15 protein-coding genes are annotated in these 18890 nt (G+C 73.1%); 10 read left to right on the top strand and 5 right to left on the bottom strand.

Annotation, left to right across the window (positions count from 1 at the left end):
* The first annotated feature begins 250 nt into the window (after positions 1–250).
* Positions 251–1045, top strand: a complete 795-nt coding sequence (locus ACZ7KX_RS30055) for a S1 family peptidase (RefSeq protein WP_470329233.1) — start codon at positions 251–253, stop codon at positions 1043–1045.
* A 278-nt stretch (positions 1046–1323) separates the two neighbouring features.
* Here the strand turns inward: ACZ7KX_RS30055 and ACZ7KX_RS30060 are convergent, their stop codons facing one another.
* Positions 1324–1554 (bottom strand): DUF7455 domain-containing protein, encoded by a 231-nt coding sequence (locus ACZ7KX_RS30060; RefSeq protein WP_470329205.1) that lies wholly within the window; start codon positions 1552–1554, stop codon positions 1324–1326.
* A 539-nt stretch (positions 1555–2093) separates the two neighbouring features.
* Here ACZ7KX_RS30060 and ACZ7KX_RS30065 point away from each other — a divergent pair.
* The 6 genes from ACZ7KX_RS30065 (at position 2094) to ACZ7KX_RS30090 (ending at position 9389) form a co-directional block, all read left to right on the top strand.
* Positions 2094–4205, top strand: coding sequence for a DNA gyrase/topoisomerase IV subunit B (locus ACZ7KX_RS30065; RefSeq protein WP_470329206.1), 2112 nt, complete (start codon positions 2094–2096; stop codon positions 4203–4205).
* 155 nt (positions 4206–4360) lie between these two features.
* A complete protein-coding gene (locus ACZ7KX_RS30070; protein WP_350523341.1) occupies positions 4361–4846 on the top strand; it encodes a DUF1453 domain-containing protein in 486 nt (161 codons plus the stop codon).
* A 70-nt stretch (positions 4847–4916) separates the two neighbouring features.
* A complete protein-coding gene (locus ACZ7KX_RS30075; protein WP_470329207.1) occupies positions 4917–6077 on the top strand; it encodes a sensor histidine kinase in 1161 nt (386 codons plus the stop codon).
* Complete coding sequence (locus ACZ7KX_RS30080; protein ID WP_470329208.1) at positions 6074–6766, top strand: response regulator transcription factor; 693 nt, start codon at positions 6074–6076, stop codon at positions 6764–6766. The genes ACZ7KX_RS30075 and ACZ7KX_RS30080 overlap by 4 nt, the downstream gene beginning before the upstream one ends.
* Before the next feature lie 125 nt (positions 6767–6891).
* Entirely contained in the window at positions 6892–7593 is a 702-nt protein-coding gene (locus ACZ7KX_RS30085; protein ID WP_470329209.1) for a DUF485 domain-containing protein, read from the top strand.
* Positions 7590–9389: a solute symporter family protein gene (locus ACZ7KX_RS30090; RefSeq protein WP_470329210.1), complete on the top strand. Its 1800-nt coding sequence runs from the start codon at positions 7590–7592 to the stop codon at positions 9387–9389. Before ACZ7KX_RS30085 ends, ACZ7KX_RS30090 begins: the two co-directional genes overlap by 4 nt.
* 146 nt (positions 9390–9535) lie before the next feature.
* On the opposite strand, the gene ACZ7KX_RS30095 is transcribed toward ACZ7KX_RS30090, so the two are convergent.
* Both ACZ7KX_RS30095 and ACZ7KX_RS30100 read right to left on the bottom strand, forming a co-directional pair.
* Complete coding sequence (locus ACZ7KX_RS30095) at positions 9536–10222, bottom strand: response regulator (RefSeq protein ID WP_470329211.1); 687 nt, start codon at positions 10220–10222, stop codon at positions 9536–9538.
* Entirely contained in the window at positions 10222–11838 is a 1617-nt protein-coding gene (locus ACZ7KX_RS30100) for a sensor histidine kinase (RefSeq protein ID WP_470329212.1), read from the bottom strand. Before ACZ7KX_RS30100 ends, ACZ7KX_RS30095 begins: the two co-directional genes overlap by 1 nt.
* A gap of 328 nt (positions 11839–12166) precedes the next feature.
* Between ACZ7KX_RS30100 and ACZ7KX_RS30105 the strand changes: the two genes are divergently transcribed.
* The 3 genes from ACZ7KX_RS30105 to ACZ7KX_RS30115 are packed head-to-tail and all read left to right on the top strand — an operon-like array spanning position 12167 to position 14973.
* Positions 12167–12976, top strand: coding sequence for an ABC transporter ATP-binding protein (locus ACZ7KX_RS30105; RefSeq protein ID WP_350523335.1), 810 nt, complete (start codon positions 12167–12169; stop codon positions 12974–12976).
* A complete protein-coding gene (locus ACZ7KX_RS30110; protein WP_470329213.1) occupies positions 12966–13859 on the top strand; it encodes an ABC transporter permease in 894 nt (297 codons plus the stop codon). The genes ACZ7KX_RS30105 and ACZ7KX_RS30110 overlap by 11 nt, the downstream gene beginning before the upstream one ends.
* Positions 13860–13896: 37 nt before the next feature.
* Positions 13897–14973: an ABC transporter substrate-binding protein gene (locus ACZ7KX_RS30115; protein WP_470329214.1), complete on the top strand. Its 1077-nt coding sequence runs from the start codon at positions 13897–13899 to the stop codon at positions 14971–14973.
* Positions 14974–15131: 158 nt separating this feature from the next.
* On the opposite strand, the gene ACZ7KX_RS30120 is transcribed toward ACZ7KX_RS30115, so the two are convergent.
* A complete protein-coding gene (locus tag ACZ7KX_RS30120) occupies positions 15132–16034 on the bottom strand; it encodes a sucrase ferredoxin (protein ID WP_470329215.1) in 903 nt (300 codons plus the stop codon).
* A gap of 276 nt (positions 16035–16310) precedes the next feature.
* The gene (locus ACZ7KX_RS30125; protein WP_470329216.1) at positions 16311–18761 is read right to left on the bottom strand and encodes a DNA gyrase/topoisomerase IV subunit A; all 2451 of its coding nucleotides are present in this window, start codon (positions 18759–18761) and stop codon (positions 16311–16313) included.
* Positions 18762–18890 lie beyond the last annotated feature (129 nt).

Consider the following 18890-nt stretch of genomic DNA (forward strand, 5'->3'; position numbering starts at 1 on the left):
CGGGCCTTCGCGGCTGTTCGGACCCGGTGTGTCAGCGTCCGGGTGGTGGTTGTCGCTCGTCCGGGTGGCGGCGCGGCCGGATGCGGTCGCACGGTGTAGCCGGTCACCTACGCTGTGCCGGTTGCCTGCTGCCGAGCCTTCTGGAGTCACGGTGCCGACCGAGCCGGACCGCACTGACCTGCCGAACCCCGCCCCGCCGCGGAGCGACCCGGCCGCCCCGCGGGCCAACCGCCGCCGACGGGCCGCCGCGCTGGCGCTGCTCGCCGCCGTGCCCGTCCCGCTGGTCGCCCTCGGGGCGGCGCCGGCCGAGGCGCAGCGCCGGGTGGTCGGGGGCAACGCGGCGAGCACCGTCGACCACCCGTGGATCGTGGCGCTGGCCAGCCGTCAGCAGTTCGGCAGCGGCCGCTCCGGTCAGTTCTGCGGAGGCGCGCTGGTCAGCCCGACCAAGGTGGTGACGGCTGCGCACTGCTTCTACGACGAGGCCAAGGGGCGGGTGGAACGGCCTGGCCTCAAGGTGATCGTCGGCCGGGACGACATGCGCGGCACGTCCGGCCGCGAGGTGCCGGTGCGCTCGGTCTGGATCCACCCCGACTACTCCTTCGCCGCCAACATGAACGACGTCGCGGTGCTCACCCTCGCCGAGCCCCAGGGGGCGCGGCCGGTGGTCGAGCTGGTCGGCCAGGGCGAGACCGCGCCGTACGCGTCCGGGACGAGGGCGCGGGTGTTCGGCTGGGGTGACACCACGGGGCGGGGCGACTACTCGCCCGTGCTGCGCGGGGTGGACGTGTCGATGGTCCCGGACGAGTCCTGTGCGCACGCCTACCCGGGCGGGCAGGACGGCAAGTTCGACGCCCGGGGCATGGTCTGCGCGGGCGAGGAGAAGGGCGGCAAGGACGCCTGCCAGGGCGACAGCGGCGGCCCGCTGATCGTCGAGGGGCGGCTGGTCGGCCTGGTCTCCTGGGGGACGGGCTGCGCCGAGGCGGCCCATCCGGGGGTCTACACCCGGATCTCCTCGGTCGCGGACGCGGTGCACTCGGTGCTGTGAGCGGCCCGCGACCGCCGAGGACCTCGCGGTGGGTGATGGGGCGGTCACGTTCTGACGCCGCGTCGGAGAGCGCGGGCCGGGGCGGGTGAACGCGGGAGAGCCGTCCGCGGAACAGGAGCCGTCCTCCGGGCGGGAGTCGTCCGCGGGGCCGGGACCGCCGATGGAACAGCAGAGCCGGGCGACCGGCCCCCGAGGGGGTCGGTCGCCCGGCTCACCGGTCGCGCGCGGTGCGCGACCGGACACAGCTCGACGTCGGCTGCCGGTGGTGGCGCCTGGGATCAGCGCTCGTCGTCGTCGGCCGTCGCGGTGGTGCTGCTGAGACGGCCGCTCTCGTCCTGTATCTCCACGGCGATCTTCTTGAGCTCGGGCTCGAACTTCCGGCCGTGGTGGGCGCAGAAGAGCAGCTCTCCGCCGCTGGCGAGCACGACGCGCAGGTAGGCCTGGGCGCCGCAGCGGTCGCAGCGGTCAGCCGCGGTGAGCGGGCTCGCAGGTGTCAGAACAGTAGTCACGTCGCCTCTTCTCTAGCTCGACGAGCTGTCGTACCAGGGTCAACATCCAACCAGGCCGAAAACGTTCCCGCTCGTGGCTTTTCTTCTCTGAGGATTCTGCTGTGTTGATGAGGACGTGCCCCGGGGGCCGGTGGTTCATGCGTGCCGGAAACCCGGGATCCGCCCGTCGCTCGAACGTCCGATCGGGATCGGGTTCGAGGTCCGCGTAGCATAATCCTCTGCCGGGTTGGAGCATAAGCCCCGTCCCGGGCCCCGGTAGCCTGCATAACGGCAGTTCCGGAGCCTGTGCCGGGCCCCACGATCCGCCAGGACCGGTGCTACCGGGAGGAGATGGCGCCCCCGGGGCCCGCGCCCCGGTGCGGTCCTTGTTCGCGCAGCGCGTACAAGCTGCGCGGGGCCGGCCCGACGTGCTGCGCACCCGGCGGAGGGGTGCGGGCACGCAGAGTGACGGATGTCGGTGCGGTGTGCTGCACTGGCGTTTGGTCCGGATCCGTCCGGATGTGACCGATGAGACAGAACTTCACCGAGGAGAGTGCCGCGTGAGTGCCGAAACGACCGTGCCGTCCGCGCTGCTGGCCGGCGACGACGGTTCCAACTACACCGCGCGGCACCTGCTCGTCCTGGAGGGCCTGGAGGCGGTCCGCAAGCGCCCCGGCATGTACATCGGCTCGACGGACAGCCGCGGCCTGATGCACTGCCTCTGGGAGATCATCGACAACTCCGTGGACGAGGCGCTCGGCGGCTACTGCGACCGCATCGACGTCGTGCTGCACCCCGACTCCTCGGTCGAGGTCCGCGACAACGGGCGCGGCATCCCGGTCGACGTCGAGCCCAAGACCGGGCTGTCCGGCGTCGAGGTCGTGATGACCAAGCTGCACGCCGGCGGCAAGTTCGGCGGCGGCTCCTACGCGGCCTCCGGCGGTCTGCACGGCGTCGGCGCCTCGGTGGTCAACGCCCTCTCCGCCCGGCTGGACGTCGAGGTCGACCGCAGCGGCCACACCCACGCGATCAGCTTCCGCCGCGGCACCCCCGGCATCTTCACCGAGACCAGCCCGGACGCGCCCTTCGAGCCCGCCAACGGCCTGACCAGGGCCCGCAAGGTGCCGAAGACCCGCACCGGCACCCGGATCCGCTACTGGGCGGACCGGCAGATCTTCCTCAAGGACGCCAAGCTCTCCCTGGAGACGCTGCACAGCCGTGCCCGGCAGACCGCCTTCCTCGTCCCCGGCCTGACCATCGTCGTGCGTGACGAACGGCTCACCGAGAGCGAGCAGATCGAGGAGTCGGTCTTCCGCTACGACGGCGGCATCGCCGAGTTCTGCGAGTTCCTGGCCCCCGACAAGCCGGTCTGCGACGTGCTGCGGCTGCGCGGCGAGGGCACCTTCAAGGAGACCGTGCCCGTCCTGGACGAGCTCGGCCACATGACCCCCACCGAGGTCACCCGGCACCTCGGCGTGGACATCGCGCTGCGCTGGGGCACCGGCTACGACACCACCCTGCGCTCCTTCGTCAACATCATCGCCACCCCCAAGGGCGGCACCCACGTCACCGGGTTCGAGCGCTCGCTGGCCAAGACCGTCAACGAGGCGCTGCGGGCGGGCAAGCTGCTGCGCGTCGCCGAGGACGACATCACCAAGGACGACGCCACCGAGGGCCTCACCGCGGTCGTCACCGTCCGGCTCGCCGAGCCGCAGTTCGAGGGCCAGACCAAGGAGGTGCTCGGTACCTCGGCGGCCAACCGGATCGTCGCCGCCGTCGTCGCCAAGGAGCTCAAGGCCTTCCTCACCTCGGCCAAGAAGGACGAGAAGCTCCAGGCGCGGGCCGTCCTGGAGAAGGTCGTCGCCGCCGCCCGCACCCGGGTCGCCGCCCGCCAGCACAAGGAGGCCCAGCGCCGCAAGACCGCTCTGGAGACCAGCTCGCTGCCCGCGAAGCTGGCCGACTGCCGCAGCGACGACGTCGATCGCAGCGAACTGTTCATCGTCGAGGGGGACTCCGCGCTCGGCACCGCCAAGCTCGCCCGCAACTCCGAGTTCCAGGCGCTGCTGCCGATCCGCGGCAAGATCCTCAACGTGCAGAAGGCCTCGGTGAGCGACATGCTCAAGAACGCCGAGTGCGCCGCGATCATCCAGGTGATAGGGGCCGGTTCGGGCCGCACCTTCGACATCGACCAGGCCCGCTACGGCCGCGTCATCTTCATGGCCGACGCCGACGTCGACGGCTCGCACATCCGCACCCTGCTGCTCACCCTCTTCCACCGCTACATGCGGCCGATGGTCGAGCAGGGCAGGGTCTTCGCCGCCGTGCCGCCGCTGCACCGGATCGAGCTCACCAGCCCCAAGCGCGGCCAGGAGAAGTACCACTACACCTACTCCGACGCCGAACTGCGCTCCACCCTGCTGGAGTTCCAGCGCAAGGGGATGCGCTGGAAGGACCCGGTGCAGCGCTACAAGGGTCTCGGCGAGATGGACGCCGACCAGCTGGCCGAGACCACCATGGACCCGCGACACCGCACCCTGCGCCGGATCAACCTGGGCGACCTGGAGCAGGCCGAGAGGATCTTCGACCTGCTGATGGGCAACGACGTCGCCCCGCGCAAGGAGTTCATCGTGGACTCCGCGGCCACCCTGGACCGCTCGCGCATCGACGCCTGACGCGTTCCGCCGCGCGGGCCCTCCACCCACGGGTGGAGGGCCCGCGCGTTTGCGTTCCACCCGAGGTCCACCCCGGCTCCGATCAGAGGGAAGGCGCCGGTCCGTAGCGTCGGAGAGGTCAGCAGAAGCCCTTCCGTCGGGACGGAGAACCTCCCATGAACGCCCTTGCCAACCTCCTCGTGATCGCGGTGGTGGTGGTCCTGGTGGTCCAGCGGCAGATGCGCGTCCAGCGCCTGGACACCGAGCGGCGGTTCTGGCTGCTGCCACTGGTCCTGGGCGTCCTCGCCCTGCGCGATCCGCAGATCATCGACCACGGGCACACCGGACTCTCGGTGGCCCTGCTGGCCGCAGGACTGGTCACGGTGCTCGCGATGGGCTCGGTCTGGGGCTGGACCGTCCGGCTCTGGCGGGACGCCGACGGCGCCGTGCTGGCCAAGGGCACCAAGGCCACGATGGCCGCCTGGGGTGGGATGATCGCGATCCGGATCGGCCTGTACGGGATCGGCTCGGCGCTGCACGTCCACCAGTCGGGGAGCTCGCTGATGCTGGGCATGGCGGTCATGCTGATGGTCCGCTCGCTCGTGGTGAACTGGCGGGCCCGGATGCTGGAGCCCGCCGAGCGGACCGCCGCAGCGCGGTGACCCCGGCGACGGACCGCAGTGATCCACCGTCGGCGAGCCCCGGGCCGCCGTGACCACAGAGGAGGCACCCGTGGCCGGGTGGCACTGGACCGGCTGGCCGTCCCGCGAGGGGCTGGAGCGCGAGGCCGAGAGCCGGCCGCGCAGGGTCCTCACCGCGTTCGGCCGGACCGTCCTGCTGGTCGTCGTCGGCTGGGGGACCTTCTCCGACGGCAAGTACGCCGGCTGGGCGGCGGCGGCCGCGGCGGCGGGGCTGGTCGCGGCCGCCGCGCTCTGCGCGCTGTTCCTGCGCGTCACCCGGGAGCAGCGCCCGGCGGCCTCGTACCTGGCGTCCGCCGCCCTGGTCGGCGGCGCCTGGCTCGCCAACTGGGGGCTGGCCTACACGCTGGCCGACTTCCTCTGGATCGGGCTGGCCGTCACGGCGCTGATCCGGCTGCCGCCCGCTCCCGCGCTGCTCGTCGCCGCAGCCGCGCTGGGCTCCTACACGGCGGCGTCCCCGGCGAGCTGGCTCAGCGTCTCCGCCACCGTCGGCGGGTCCGTGCTGGTCGGCTTCCTGCTGCGGCTGGACATCGAGGCGCGCGGCACCGCCCGCCGGCTGCTGGTCCAGGAGCGCGCCGCCCGGGCGGCCGAGGCGGAGAGCGCGGCGCTCGCCGAACGGGCCAGGATCGCCCGGGAGATCCACGACGTGCTCGCGCACAGCCTCTCCGCGCAGCTCGTCCACCTGGAGGCGGCCCGGCTGATGCTGGAGCGGGACACCGACCGCGAGCAGATCCGCGAACGGGTCGTCGCCGCCCGGCGGATGGCGCAGGACGGCCTGGCCGAGACCCGGCAGGCGCTGTCCGCGCTGCGCGGTGAACTCACCCCGGTCGGGGAGTTCCTGGTCGAACTGGCCGATCGGGAGCGCGCGCCGCTCACCGTGACCGGTACGCCCCGGCCGCTGGCCGCCGAGGCCGCGTTGGCGGTGCGGCGCACGGCGCAGGAGGCGGTGACCAACGTCCGGAAGCACGCGCCGGGCGCCCGCTGCTCGGTCGAACTGCGCTACCTGGACGACGTGGTGGAGCTGGAGGTGCGCAACACCCGGCCGCCGCGCGGTGAGTCCTCCGGTGAGCTGGCCGCCAGCGGTGGCGGGTACGGTCTGCTGGGAATGCGCGAACGCGCGGAACTGCTGGACGGCACGCTGCTGGCGGGCCCGGAGGACGGAGGGTGGCGCGTGCTGCTGCGGGTGCCGGCATGACGGAGGCGGTCACCAGGGTGCTGGTGGCGGACGACCAGACGGTGGTGCGCGAGGGCATCGTGATGCTGCTGGGGCTGCTGCCCGGCATCGAGGTGGTCGGCGCGGCGGGGGACGGCGAGGAGGCCGTCGCCCTGGTGGAGCGGCATCACCCGGACGTGGTGCTGATGGACCTCCGGATGCCGCGCTGCGACGGCGTCGAGGCGACCCGGCGGATCCGGGCGGCGCACCCGGGGACCGAGGTGGTGGTCCTCACCACCTACGCCGACGACGACTCCCTGTTCCCGGCCCTGCAGGCCGGCGCGCGCGGCTACCTCACCAAGGACGCCGGAGCCGAACAGATCGCCCGGGCCATCGCGGATGTCCGGGCGGGCACGGCCGGGCTCTCCCCGCAGGTCCAACTCCGGCTGCTGGAAAGGTTGTCGGAGCAGCAGGGCCGGTCCGCGCCGACGGCCGAACGGCCCGCCGCCCGGCCGGGGGAGCTGCCCGACGGGCTGACCGCCCGGGAGGCCGAGGTGCTGGCGCTGATCGCGGAGGGGCTCTCCAACGCCGAGATCGCCCAGCGGCTGTTCGTCAGCCAGGCCACGGTGAAGACCCACATCAACAACCTGTTCGCCAAGACCGCCGTCCGGGACCGGGCGCAGGCGGTCGCATACGCGTTCCGACACGGAATCACCGGTACGCAGCAGTAGTCGGATGAGTGTCTGTCGGATGATCGATCACCTCATCGAGTGAACGTATCTGCGATGGTCGGAGGGGCTGTCCGGGGGCCACCATCATGGTTCGGGTCAGAACGTCCGGCCGTCCAGGAGCAGCAGTGCCACAGCGACAGGCGAGCAGTCCCGGCCAGGGGCAGCGATTCGACTGGTGGGCCGCTCCGGCCGCCGGCATCCCGTCCGACACCCCGTCCGGTGACCCGGCCGACGCCCCGTCCGGCGTCGCGCCGGGGGCTCCGTCCGGCGTCCCGTCGGGCATCCCGTCCGAGCCGTCGGCGGCGCACCGCCGAACGGCCGTACCGGCGCAGCCGGTGCCCGTCCGGACGGCCCCCACCCACGCGGCCCCGGCCCACACGGCCCCCGCCCGTGCGGAGCAGCGGGTCGGAGCCGGGCCCGAACCGGGTGCCGTCGCCGCGCCGGTCGACGGGACCGCCGTCCCGCCGGTCCACCGGGAGGCGCCGCCCGCCGCGGCCGCTCCGGAGGCCGTCGACCGCACCGAGGTCTACCGGGCCGTCCAGGCCAGCGCGGCCTTCCAGGCCATCCGCCACAGCTACCGCTCGTTCGTCTTCCCGGTCGCCGGGGCCTTCCTCGGCTGGTACCTGCTGTACGTCGCCGCCCAGGCGGCCGCCCCCGGCCTGATGCGCACCCCGGTGGCCGGGCCGTTCAACGTGGCCTGGCTGCTCGGCCTGCTGCAGTTCGCCTCCACCTTCCTGCTCACCTGGCTCTACGCCCGCAACGCCCGGACCAAGCGCGACCGCGCCGCCCTGGGCCTGCGCTGGGACACCCAGGACCAACTGCGATGACGAGCGTGATGACGACCCTGATGACCGGTGCGGCGAGGAACACGGTGACGACCGTGCTGACGACCGCCACCCCGCCCCCCGTCGCCCCCACCGGCGACCACCACTCGCTCGCGATCGTGTTGTTCGCCGTCGTCGTCCTGGTCACCCTCGGCATCACCCTCTGGGTCGGCCGCCAGGGCAACGCCGCCGAGGACTTCTACGCCGGCGGCCGCGACTTCACCCCGCTGCAGAACGGCTTCGCGCTCTCCGGCGACTACCTCTCCGCCGCGTCCTTCCTGGGTGTCGCCGGGCTGATCGCCCTGTACGGCTACGACGGCGTGCTCTACAGCATCGGCTTCCTGGTCGCCTGGCTGGTGGTGCTGATGCTGGTCGCCGAACTCGTCCGCAACGCCGGCCGGTACACCCTGGCCGACGTGCTCGCACTGCGGCTGCGCCGCCGCAAGGTGCGCGCCGCGGCCGGCGGCGCCAGCGTCGTCGTCACCCTGCTCTACCTGGTCGCCCAGATGGTCGGCGCCGGTTCGCTGGTCGCCCTGCTGCTCGGCACCGACAGCCCGCACGCCCGGACCTGGACGATCATCGCGGTCGGCGCCCTGATGATCGTCTACGTCACGATCGGCGGGATGCGGGCCACCACCTGGATCCAGATCATCAAGGCCTGTCTGCTCACCGCCGGTTCGGTGCTGCTCACCGTGCTGCTGGTGGTCCGCTTCCACGGCGACCTCGGCGAGCTGATGCGCCAGGCCGCGCAGCACAGCGGCGCCGGGCACCGCTACCTGGAACCCGGGCTCAAGTACGGGCACAGCTTCACCAGCCGGCTGGACTTCTTCAGCCTCGGCCTCGCCCTGGTGCTCGGTACGGCCGGCCTGCCGCACATCCTGTCCCGCTTCTACACCGTGCCCACCGCGCGCGCCGCGCGCCGCTCCACGATGTGGGCGATCGGCCTGGTCGGCGGCTTCTACCTGATGGCCATCGTGCTGGGCCTCGGCGCCACCGCGCTGGTCGGCTCGGCCGAGGTGCGGCACGCCAACTCGGCCGGCAACACCGCCGTACCGCTGCTCGCCCTGGTGCTCGGCGGCGGCAACGGCAGCACCGGCGGGGTGGTGCTGTTCGCGCTGATCTCGGCGATCGCCTTCGCCACCATCCTCGCCGTGGTCGCCGGGCTGACCCTGGCCTCCTCGGCGGCCTTCGCCCACGACATCTGGGCCGGGGCCTGGCGCACCCGGCCGCGCCGGGCCCGGGCAGCGCGCGCCCCGGGGCGCCGGCGGCGGGGCGAGGCCGTCCCGGCGACCCGGTCGGCCGAGGGCGTCGCGACGTCCCGGTCCGCGGGGGAGCCGGGGCCCGGGGCCGGAGACCAGCAGGAGGTCGTCGTCGCCCGCTTCGCGGCCGGCGGGATCGGCGCGGCGGCGATCGTGATCAGCCTCTACGCCCAGCAGCTGAACGTCGCCTTCCTGGTCGGCCTGGCCTTCGCCGTCGCAGCCTCCGCCAACCTGCCCGTCCTGCTGTACAGCCTGTTCTGGTCGCGCTTCACCGCCCGCGGCGCGGTCTGGTCGGTGTACGGCGGGCTGGTTCCTGCGATCGTGCTGGTGTTCTTCTCGCCGGTGGTCTCCGGCACCAAGGTGGCGCTGTTCCCCGGCGTCGACTTCCACTGGTTCCCGCTGGAGAACCCCGGCATCGTCTCCATCCCGCTCGGCTTCCTGGCGGGCTGGATCGGGACGGTCACCTCGCCCGAGCCCGCGGACGCGGACCGGTTCGCCGAGCTGGAGGTGCGAGCCCTCACCGGTGCGGGCGCGGCCTGAGCCGTCGCGCCCGGGGAACCCCGGCGGGCCTGGGGCCGCCGGGGTTCCCCATGTCCCGGGGCCGGGACCGGGGCCGGACCAGGGTCAGGTCAGGGCCAGGTCAGGGCCGGGACCAGGTCATGATCGGGCCGGGGTCGCGCCGCGGGCTACGCGCGGGCCGCCAGCCCGTAGCGGTGCTCCGGACGGCCGGTGTCGCCGTACCGCAGGGTCAGCCGCAGCCGGCTGTCCCGTTCCAGCTGCTTGAGGTAGCGCTGCGCCGTGGAACGGCTCAGCCCGGTGGCGTCGGCGACCTCCTGGGCGGACAGCGGGCGACCCGCCCCGCGCAGCACGCCCAGCACCAGGTCGGTGGTCGGCGCCGAGTGCCCCTTGGGTAGCGTCCAGGCCGGGGCGGCGGCGCTGCGCAGGGTCGCGAACAGCCGGTCCACCTCGTCCTGGCCGGCCTCCCGGGCCGGAGCGGCGAGCGCGTGCCGCAGCTGCGCGTACGCCGCCAGCTTGTCCCGCAGACCGGCGAAGGTGAACGGCTTGACCAGGTACTGCAGCGCGCCGTGCTGCATCGCGGCGTGCACCGTCGACACGTCGCGGGCGGCGGTCACCATCATCACGTCGCAGGCCACCTGGCGTTCCCGCAGCCGGCGGACCAGGGCCAGGCCGGTCTCGTCGGGCAGGTGGTGGTCGAGCAGCAGCAGGTCCACCGGCCGGCGCTCCAGCGCGGCCAGTGCCTCCCCCGCCGAGTGCGCGGTGCCGACGACCCGGAACCCCGGCACCTTGGCCACGTACGCGGCGTGCACGTCGGCGACCCGGAAGTCGTCGTCCACCACGAGTACGTCGATCATCACGCCTCCACGAGCCGATCGGTGAGCAGGGCCTCGGGCAGCTCGACGGTGAACCGGGCGCCGCCCATCGGCCCGGCGTCGAGCACGATCCGGCCGCCGGTCCGCTCGACCAGCCGCCGCACCATCGCCAGCCCCAGCCCGCGCGGACGGTGCGCGGGTGCGTCCTTGCTGGTCCACCCCTCCTCGAAGACCCGCTCGCGCAGCTCCTCCGGCACTCCCGGGCCGCTGTCCGCGACCTGCAGCAGCAGGGTGGAGCCGGACGCCGCGAGGCTCACCTCCACCCGGCCGCCCCCGCCGGGCGTCAACGCGTCCACCGCGTTGTCGACCAGGTTGCCGAGCACCGTCACCAGCGCCCGCGGGTCCACCACCGCGTCCGGCAGGTGCGCGGCCGGGGCCAGCGCCAGGCGGACCCCGCGCTCGCCCGCCACCGCCGTCTTGCCCGCCAGCAGCGCCGCGACGTGCGGATCCTGCACCTGCTCGGCGATCCGCGCGGCGACCACGGCGTGCGAGCCGGACTGCTCCGAGATGAACGCCACCGCCTGCTCGTGGCGGCCCAGTTCCAGCAGGCCCAGCAGGGTGTGCATCCGGTTGGCGTGCTCGTGGTCCTGGGCACGCAGCGCCTCGGTGAGGCTGCGGGTGGTGTCCAGCTCGCGGACCAGCGACTCCAGCTCGGTGCGGTCGCGCAGCGTGACCACCGCGCCGCCCACGGGCCGGCCGCCGAGCTCCGCGGCGGTCGCCATCCGGTTCACCACGAGCACGCGGTCGTCCCGGACGGCCGGCAGGTCGGCGCCGGTGATCCGCCCGGTCAGGACGTCGGTCAGCCGGCCCGGCGGCAGCACCTCGGCGATCGGGCGGCCGGTGCAGTCCCCGGGCAGACCGAGCAGCCGGACCGCCTCGTCGTTGGCCAGCCGGATCCGGCCGCGCTCGTCCAGCGCGAGCATGCCCTCGCGGATGCCGTGCAGCATCGCCTCCCGCTCCACGAGGAGGGCGGAGATGTCGGCCAGCGCGATGTTGTGGGTGCGGCGCTTGAGCCGTCGGGCCAGGGCGAGCGTGGCGACCGTACCGGCGGCCAGGCCGGCGCCCGCGCACAGCAGGATCCCGGTGAGCATCTTCAGCAGCCGGCGGCGGATCGAGTCGTCGCTGATGCCCACCGACACCTCGCCGACGATCCGGCCGTCCGACATCCGCAGCGGCACCTTGCCGCGCGCGGTGCGGCCCAGGGTGCCCTCCTGGATCGCGGTGACGCTGCGGCCGGCCAGCGCGGGCTCCGGGTCGGTGCTGACCCGCTGGCCGATCCGGCCCGGGTCGGTGTGCGAGAGCCGGATCCCGTCCAGGTCGGTGACCACCACGAAGCTGGCACCGGTGGCCAGGCGGATCTGCTCGGCGTTGCGCTGCGCGGTCACCACGTCGCGGGCGTCGGCGGCCCGCGCGATCGTCTCGTCGGTCGCGGTGGCCTGGGCGATCGACAGCGCCCGCTGCATCGCGTCGTGGTCCAGCTCGCTGCTGACCGGGGCCAGGAACAGCCCGGCGGTCACGGCGGTGACACCGACGGTGACGACGGTCTGGCTCAGCAGCAGCTGTGCGAAGACCCGGCGGGGCCAGTGGGGGAGTTTCATCCGGGCCTCCTCTCGGCGGCTTCGGGCGGTTCCGCGGGGGTGCGGGTGTTTCCGGGTGCGGGTGGTTCGGGGGCGTTCGGTCCCGTGGGGGAGCGGGACGGTTCTCGGGCGGGGCCGTGAGCTCGGGAGGAGCCGGGGGCGTCCGCGGGGGGTCGGGACACCCTACGTTTCGGGCGGGTTTCTGTCAGCCGCGTCCCCGCAGTTGTAGCGGAAGCAAAACGAGCAGAACACCCCTCAATGCGGAGAAGTCGCACTACGCGAAGAAGGCTCCCGCCGGGGCCGGGCCGCTCCTACCTTTCCGGGGCAAGCACTGACCCGGGAGGAACGAATGAGCACAACCCCGGCGATCGAGCTGACCGGCGCGACCAAACGGTTCCGCACCCCCTCCGGGGCCCTGCACACCGCCGTCCGCGATCTCGATCTGACCGTCGCCCAGGGCGAGTTCGTCGCCGTCGTGGGCCCCACCGGCTGCGGCAAGTCGACCACGCTGACCCTGGTCAGCGGTCTGGAGGAGCCCACCGAGGGCGAGGTCCGGGTGTACGGCGAGCCCGTCGGCGGGATCGACCCGAAGGTCGGGTTCGTCTTCCAGCAGGACGCCGTCTTCCCCTGGCGCACCGTCCTGTCCAACGTCATGGCCGGTCCGCGCTTCCGCGGCGTGCCGGCCGCCGAGGCCAGGGAGCGGGCCCGGGACTGGCTCGGCCGGGTCGGCCTGGCCGCCTTCGAGGACCGCTACCCGCACCAGCTGTCCGGCGGCATGCGCAAGCGCGTCGCGCTCGCCCAGACCTTCGTCAACGACCCGGCGATCCTGCTGATGGACGAGCCGTTCTCGGCGCTGGACGTGCAGACCCGCGCCCTCATGTCGGACCAGCTGTTGGAGCTGTGGGCCGGCACGGGCTCGTCGGTCGTCTTCGTCACCCACGACCTGGACGAGGCCATCGCGCTCGCCGACCGGGTCGTCGTCATGACCGCCGGACCGGCCACCGTCAAGGAGGTCTTCACCGTCGACCTGCCGCGACCGCGCACCGTGGAGGCCGTCCGGCTGGAACCGAGGTTCGTCGAGCTGTACCGCGAGATCTGGGCCTCGCTCGGCGAAGAGGTGCGCATCACCCGGGAGAGAGGAGCGGGTCGTGCCGCTTGACACCGCGCCCGAGAGCGCGTCCGAGACCGCGTCGTCCGCCGCCGGGAAGCCCCCGGCCGTCACGACGAGAACCGAGGCCCGTGAACGGGCCGCCCGCAACCGGAAGTTGGGAGTGCACGCCGCCAGGGGTGCGGTCCTCGCGGTCTTCCTCGGCCTCTGGGAGGTCTGCGCCCGGACGGGCGTCATCGACCCGTTCAACTTCTCGCAGCCGTCGAGGATCTGGGACCAGATCTGGCAGTGGATCACCCACGGCACCGCGCAGGGCTCGCTCGGCGAGCAGGTCGGCTACACCCTCTACGAGGCCCTCACCGGCTGGGTGATCGGCGTCGTCGGCGGGGTGCTGCTGGGCATCGCACTCGGCCGGATCCGCTTCCTGGCCGACGTGTTCGGGCCGTACGTCAAGGTGCTCAACGCGATCCCGCGGATCGTGCTCGCGCCGATCTTCCTGATCTGGTTCGGCCTCGGCCCGGCCTCCAAGGTCGCCTCCGCCGTGGTGCTGGTGTTCTTCCCGGTGTTCTTCAACGCCTTCCAGGGCGCCCGCGAGGTGGACCGCAACCTCGTCGCCAACGCCCGCATCCTGGGCGCCGACAACCGCAGGGTCACCCTCCAGGTGGTCATCCCCGCCGCCACCACCTGGATCTTCACCAGCCTGCACGTCAGCTTCGGCTTCGCGCTGATCGGTGCCATCGTCGGCGAGTACATCGGTGCGACCAAGGGGCTCGGCCTGCTCGTCGCGGCCGCCCAGGGCACCTTCAACGCGGCCGGCGTGTACGCCGCCATGACCATCCTCGCCGTCGTCGCGCTGCTCACCGAGGGGCTGCTGACCTTCGCCGAGAAGAAGCTGTTCCGCTGGAAGCCCGCCGACGCGGGCGACGGCCGCTGACCCCCTGCCGGCAAGAAGAGAGAGGCACCCCCCACCCATGCGCCCGAACTCCACTGGCAGAGCCGCTGCCGCCGTCCTCGCCACCGTCCTGCTCGTCCCGCTCTCCGCCTGCGCCAACGACGCCGCCACCGCCGGGCACGGGGCGGTCGCCGCCCCGGCCGGGCAGCAGGTCGACGGGCCCAAGGTCAAGATCATGGTCGGCGGCCTGGACAAGGTCATCTACCTGCCCGCGATGCTCACCCAGCGGCTCGGCTACTTCGCCGAGGCCGGCGTCAACGTCGAGCTGATGACCGAGCCCGCCGGCGTCAACGCCACCACCGCCCTGCTCGCCGGGGACGTCCAGGGCGCCGTCGGCTTCTACGACCACACCATCGACCTGCAGGCCAAGGGCAAGAACGTCGAGTCCGTCGTGCAGTTCGCCCAGGCGCCCGGCGAGGTCGAGGTGGTCTCCGCCAAGCAGGCCGACGCCGTCAGGTCCGGCGCCGACTTCAAGGGCAAGAAGCTCGGCGTCACCAGCATCGGTTCCTCGACCGACTTCCTCACCAAGTACCTCGCGGTCAAGAACGGCACCGCCGTCAGCGAGTTCAGCCCGATCGCGGTCGGCGCCGGCCAGACCTTCATCGCCGCCCTCCAACAGGGCAGCATCGACGCCGGGATGACCACGGACCCGACCGTCACCAACATCCTCGACAAGGGCCTCGGCAAGGTCCTCTACGACATGCGCACCCCCGAGGGCTCGCGCCAGGCGCTCGGCGGACTGTACCCGTCGTCCTCGCTGTACATGAACATCGACTGGGTGGAGAAGAACAAGGACACCACCCAGAAGCTCGCCAACGCCTTCGTGAAGACCCTCAAGTGGATGTCCACCCACACCCCCGAGGAGATCGCCGCGAAGATGCCCGCCGACTACGCGCAGGGCGGTGCCGAGCAGTACGCGGCGGCGATCAAGGCGACGCTGCCGATGTTCACCACGGACGGCGTGATGCCGGCCGACGGCCCGAAGACCGTGCTCTCGGTGCTCGCGGCGTTCCACCCGGACGTCAAGGGCAAGGAGGGGTCGATCGACCTGTCCAGGACGTACACCACGGAGTTCGTCGGCAAGGCCACCGGCTGACCACGTGCCGCCGCGGTCCCGCGCTCACCCCCACGGGCGCGGGGCCGCAGCCGGTTCGTCGGCGTCCTCCGGAGCGCTCGGCGAGCTCGGTGCGCTCGGCGTGGCGGGAGCCCCCGACGGGCGCGGCGCCCTCGGAGGCCTCAGCGTCCTCGGCGTCCTCAGAGTCCTCGGACGCTGAGGACGTCCATCCGCGACGGCGTGCCCGCCGCCTTGCCACAGCTCTCCGGACGCGGCGGCTCGCTCGCCGACTCGATCACGTCCACCTCCCAGGCCCGACCGTCCCGGTGCAGCACCGTCACCAGCCAGCGGCCCTCGCCGTCCGGCCGCTGGGTGAGCGTCAGCGCGTCCACCCCGGTCTCACCGGTCGTCAGCCGCACCGCGTGCTCGGCGGCCTGGCCCGGACGCTCCCAGCCCGAGCAGCCCCGCGACCACTCCGGCACCATGTGCCCGGACGCCGTCGCCGCCAGCACCTCCTTGGCGCTCTCCGCCGTCAGCCGCCCGTACGCGTAGCCGTACGGCAGCACCAGCATCGTCGGGGAGAAGCGGTGCCCGCCCAGGTGCGTCACCTCCCACACCTCGCTGTGCCCGGCCGCCGCCAGCTCCGCCGCGAGCGGACGGCCCAGCAGCGCGCAGCAGCGGTCCCGCCGCCCGTTGGTGCACACCAGCGCCACGGGGCCGCCGACGTGCTCCGCCCCGAAGCCGGTGTGGTCGCCCGCGCCGAGCGCCGAGAAGTCCAGGCCCAGCAGCTCCGCCGGGTCCGCCACCTGCGCCCGGCGCACCCAGCCGCGGCCGGGCACCGTGTGCGCCACGATCACCTCGTGCCGCGCCGCGGGCAGGCAGTCCGCGTGCCGCCCCGGCCGCCGGACCAGCGCCACCCGTACGCCCGTCCCCGCCGCGGCCTCCTCCAGCGCCCGCCCGACAGCAGCGTCCAGATGGCTCTCGCGCAGCGCCTTCGCACCCCACGGCCCGTTCTGCTCCAGCAGCAGCCAGGTGCTCGCCACCGCCGCCGTCGCGGCCAGCGGCTCCGAAAGTTCACGCGACAACGTCGCACAGGTGCTCACCCGGGCAAGGCTACCCTCAGCCGATCACCCGGTCCCGATCACCCGGAGACGGCCACCGCCCGCTGCGGCACCCGCTGTGCCACCTGCTCGTCCACCCCGTCGTGCGTCGGCGCGGAGACGGCCGGGCGGCGGCGGACTCCGGGTGGACGCCGCGGACGACGCCGGCGAACGGCTCCGGCCGACGCCACCGCCCCGGCCCGGATCCCCGGTCGGGCGGCCACGAAAGCGCGGAGGGGCACCGGAAGCATCCGCTGCCCCTCCGCCAGGTGCGGGACGTCACGCCGGGCCGGCGACCACCGCGATCGGGGTGGTGACCGGAGTGCCGGAGCCGTCGCGGCGCGGGTCGCGCTCCGGGAGGTCCACCGGCGCGCCCTTGGCCGAGGCGGCGCGGGCCGGGGCGGCACCGACCCAGGCGAAGGCCAGGGCGTCCTCGCCGCGCAGGAAGCGCTGGCAGCGGACGCCGCCGGTGGCACGACCCTTGCGCGGGTACTGCTCGAACGGGGTGACCTTCCAGGTCGTCTGCTCGCCGTCCGCGAGCGTGCCGGAGGCGGTGGCGACCGACACCACCACGGCGTCCGCGGCCGGATCCACCGCGGTGAACGACAGCACCCGGGCGCCGTCGGAGAGCTTGATGCCCGCCATGCCGCCGGCCGGGCGGCCCTGCGGACGGACCTGGGCCGCCGGGTAGCGCAGCAGCTGCGCGTCCGAGCTGACGAAGACCAGGTCCTCCTCGCCGGTGCGCAGTTCGACCGCGCCGACCAGCACGTCACCGTCCTTGAGGGCGATCACCTCGAACTCGTCCTTGTTCGCCGGCCACTCCGGCACCACCCGCTTCACCACGCCCTGCAGGGTGCCCAGCGCCAGCCCCGGCGAGGACTCGTCCAAGGTGGTCAGCGCCAGCACCCGCTCCCCGGCCTCCAGCCGCAGGAACTCGCCCACCGCGGCCCCGCCCGCCAGGTTCGGCGACGGGGTCGGCGGCAGCGCGGGCAGGTCGATCACCGGCAGCCGCAGCACCCGGCCCGCGGACGTCACCACGCCCACGTCGGCACGGGCCGTCGCGTGCACCGCCGACACGATCACGTCGTGCTTCGAGCGCTTCTCCGACAGCTCGAACGGCTCCCCGTCCGCCGTCCGCGCCAGCAGGCCGGTCGACGACAACAGCACCCGGCACGGGTCGTCCGCGACCTCCAGCGGCACCGCCAGCGCCGCCGACGGAGCCGCCCCCGCCTCCAGCAGGACCGTCCGCCGCTCCGTGCCGAACTGCTTCGACACCGCGCCCAGTTCGGACGACACCACGCTGCGCAGCTTGGTGTCCGACTCCAGGATCTCGGTCAGCTCCGCGATCTCCGACGTCAGCTTCGCCTTCTCCTGCTCCAGCTCCACCCGGTCGAAGCGGGTGAGCCGGCGCAGCGGGGTGTCCAGGATGTACGCGGTCTGCGTCTCCGACAGCGAGAAGCGCTCCATCAGGCGCTCCTTCGCCTGCTGCGCGTTGTCACTCGACCGGATGATCGCGATGACCTCGTCGATGTCGAGCAGCGCCACCAGCAGGCCCTCGACCAGGTGCAGCCGCTCCTCGCGCTTGCGGCGGCGGAAGTCGCTGCGCCGGCGCACCACGGTGAAGCGGTGGTCGACGTAGACCTCCAGCAGCTCCTTCAGACCCAGCGTCAGCGGCTGCCCGTCCACCAGCGCCACGTTGTTGATGCCGAAGGTCTCCTCCATCGGCGTCAGCTTGTAGAGCTGTTCGAGCAGTGCCTCCGGCACGAAGCCGTTCTTGACCTCGATCACCAGCCGCAGCCCGTGCTCGCGGTCGGTCAGGTCCTTGACGTCCGCGATGCCCTGCAGCTTCTTCGCGTTGACCAGGTCCTTGATCTTCGAGATGACCTTCTCCGGGCCGACGTTGTACGGCAGCTCGGTGACCACGATGCCCTTGCGGCGGGCCGTCACCGCCTCCACCGTCGTCGTCGCCCGGATCTTGAACGTGCCGCGGCCGGACTCGTAGGCGTCCCGGATCCCCGACAGGCCCACGATCCGCCCGCCGGTCGGCAGGTCCGGACCGGGGACGAAACGCATCAGCGTTTCCAGGTCCGCGTTCGGGTGCTTGATCAGGTGCCGGGCGGCCGCCACCACCTCGGACAGGTTGTGCGGCGGCATGTTCGTCGCCATGCCGACCGCGATGCCCGTCGCGCCGTTCACCAGCAGGTTCGGGAACGCGGCCGGCAGCGCCAGCGGCTCCTGCTCGCTGCCGTCGTAGTTCGGACCGAAGTCGACGGTGTCCTCGTGGATCGACTCCACCATCGCCATCGACGCCGCGGTGAGCCGCGACTCGGTGTAGCGCATCGCGGCCGGCGGGTCGTCGTTGCCCAGCGAACCGAAGTTGCCGTGCCCGTCGATCAGCGGCAGCCGCATCGAGAACGGCTGGGCCATGCGCACCACGGAGTCGTAGATCGACGCGTCACCGTGCGGGTGCAGCCGGCCCATCACCTCGCCCACCACGCGGGCGCACTTCACGTGCGCGCGGTCCGGACGCAGGCCCATCTCGTTGGCCTGGTAGAGGATCCGGCGGTGCACCGGCTTCAGACCGTCCCGCGCGTCGGGCAGCGCACGCGAGTAGATCACCGAGTAGGCGTACTCCAGGAAGGAGCCCTGCATCTCGTCCACGACGTCGACATCGAGGATCCGCTCCTCGAAGTCTCCGGGCGGCGGGGTCTGCGAACTGCGGCGGGCCATCGCGGCGGGGCTCCCTTACGTGTCGCTGGCAGTGTGTCGGTCGGTCGGCTGCCGATCGGTGCCGTCCCGTCGCCTGACCCCGTCAACCGGGCGTGGTCGACAGGGCGCGGCGCCCCCATTGTGGACCCT

Source organism: Kitasatospora sp. NPDC038210 (genome assembly GCF_055600605.1).

Coding starts and splice junctions, on each gene's coding strand:
- ACZ7KX_RS30105 (WP_350523335.1), top strand. CDS start 12,167: ATGAGCACAACCCCGGCGATCGAGCTGACCGGCGCGACCAAACGGTTC.
- ACZ7KX_RS30100 (WP_470329212.1), bottom strand. CDS start 11,838: ATGAAACTCCCCCACTGGCCCCGCCGGGTCTTCGCACAGCTGCTGCTG.
- ACZ7KX_RS30090 (WP_470329210.1), top strand. CDS start 7,590: ATGACGAGCGTGATGACGACCCTGATGACCGGTGCGGCGAGGAACACG.
- ACZ7KX_RS30125 (WP_470329216.1), bottom strand. CDS start 18,761: ATGGCCCGCCGCAGTTCGCAGACCCCGCCGCCCGGAGACTTCGAGGAG.
- ACZ7KX_RS30095 (WP_470329211.1), bottom strand. CDS start 10,222: ATGATCGACGTACTCGTGGTGGACGACGACTTCCGGGTCGCCGACGTG.
- ACZ7KX_RS30080 (WP_470329208.1), top strand. CDS start 6,074: ATGACGGAGGCGGTCACCAGGGTGCTGGTGGCGGACGACCAGACGGTG.
- ACZ7KX_RS30070 (WP_350523341.1), top strand. CDS start 4,361: ATGAACGCCCTTGCCAACCTCCTCGTGATCGCGGTGGTGGTGGTCCTG.
- ACZ7KX_RS30115 (WP_470329214.1), top strand. CDS start 13,897: ATGCGCCCGAACTCCACTGGCAGAGCCGCTGCCGCCGTCCTCGCCACC.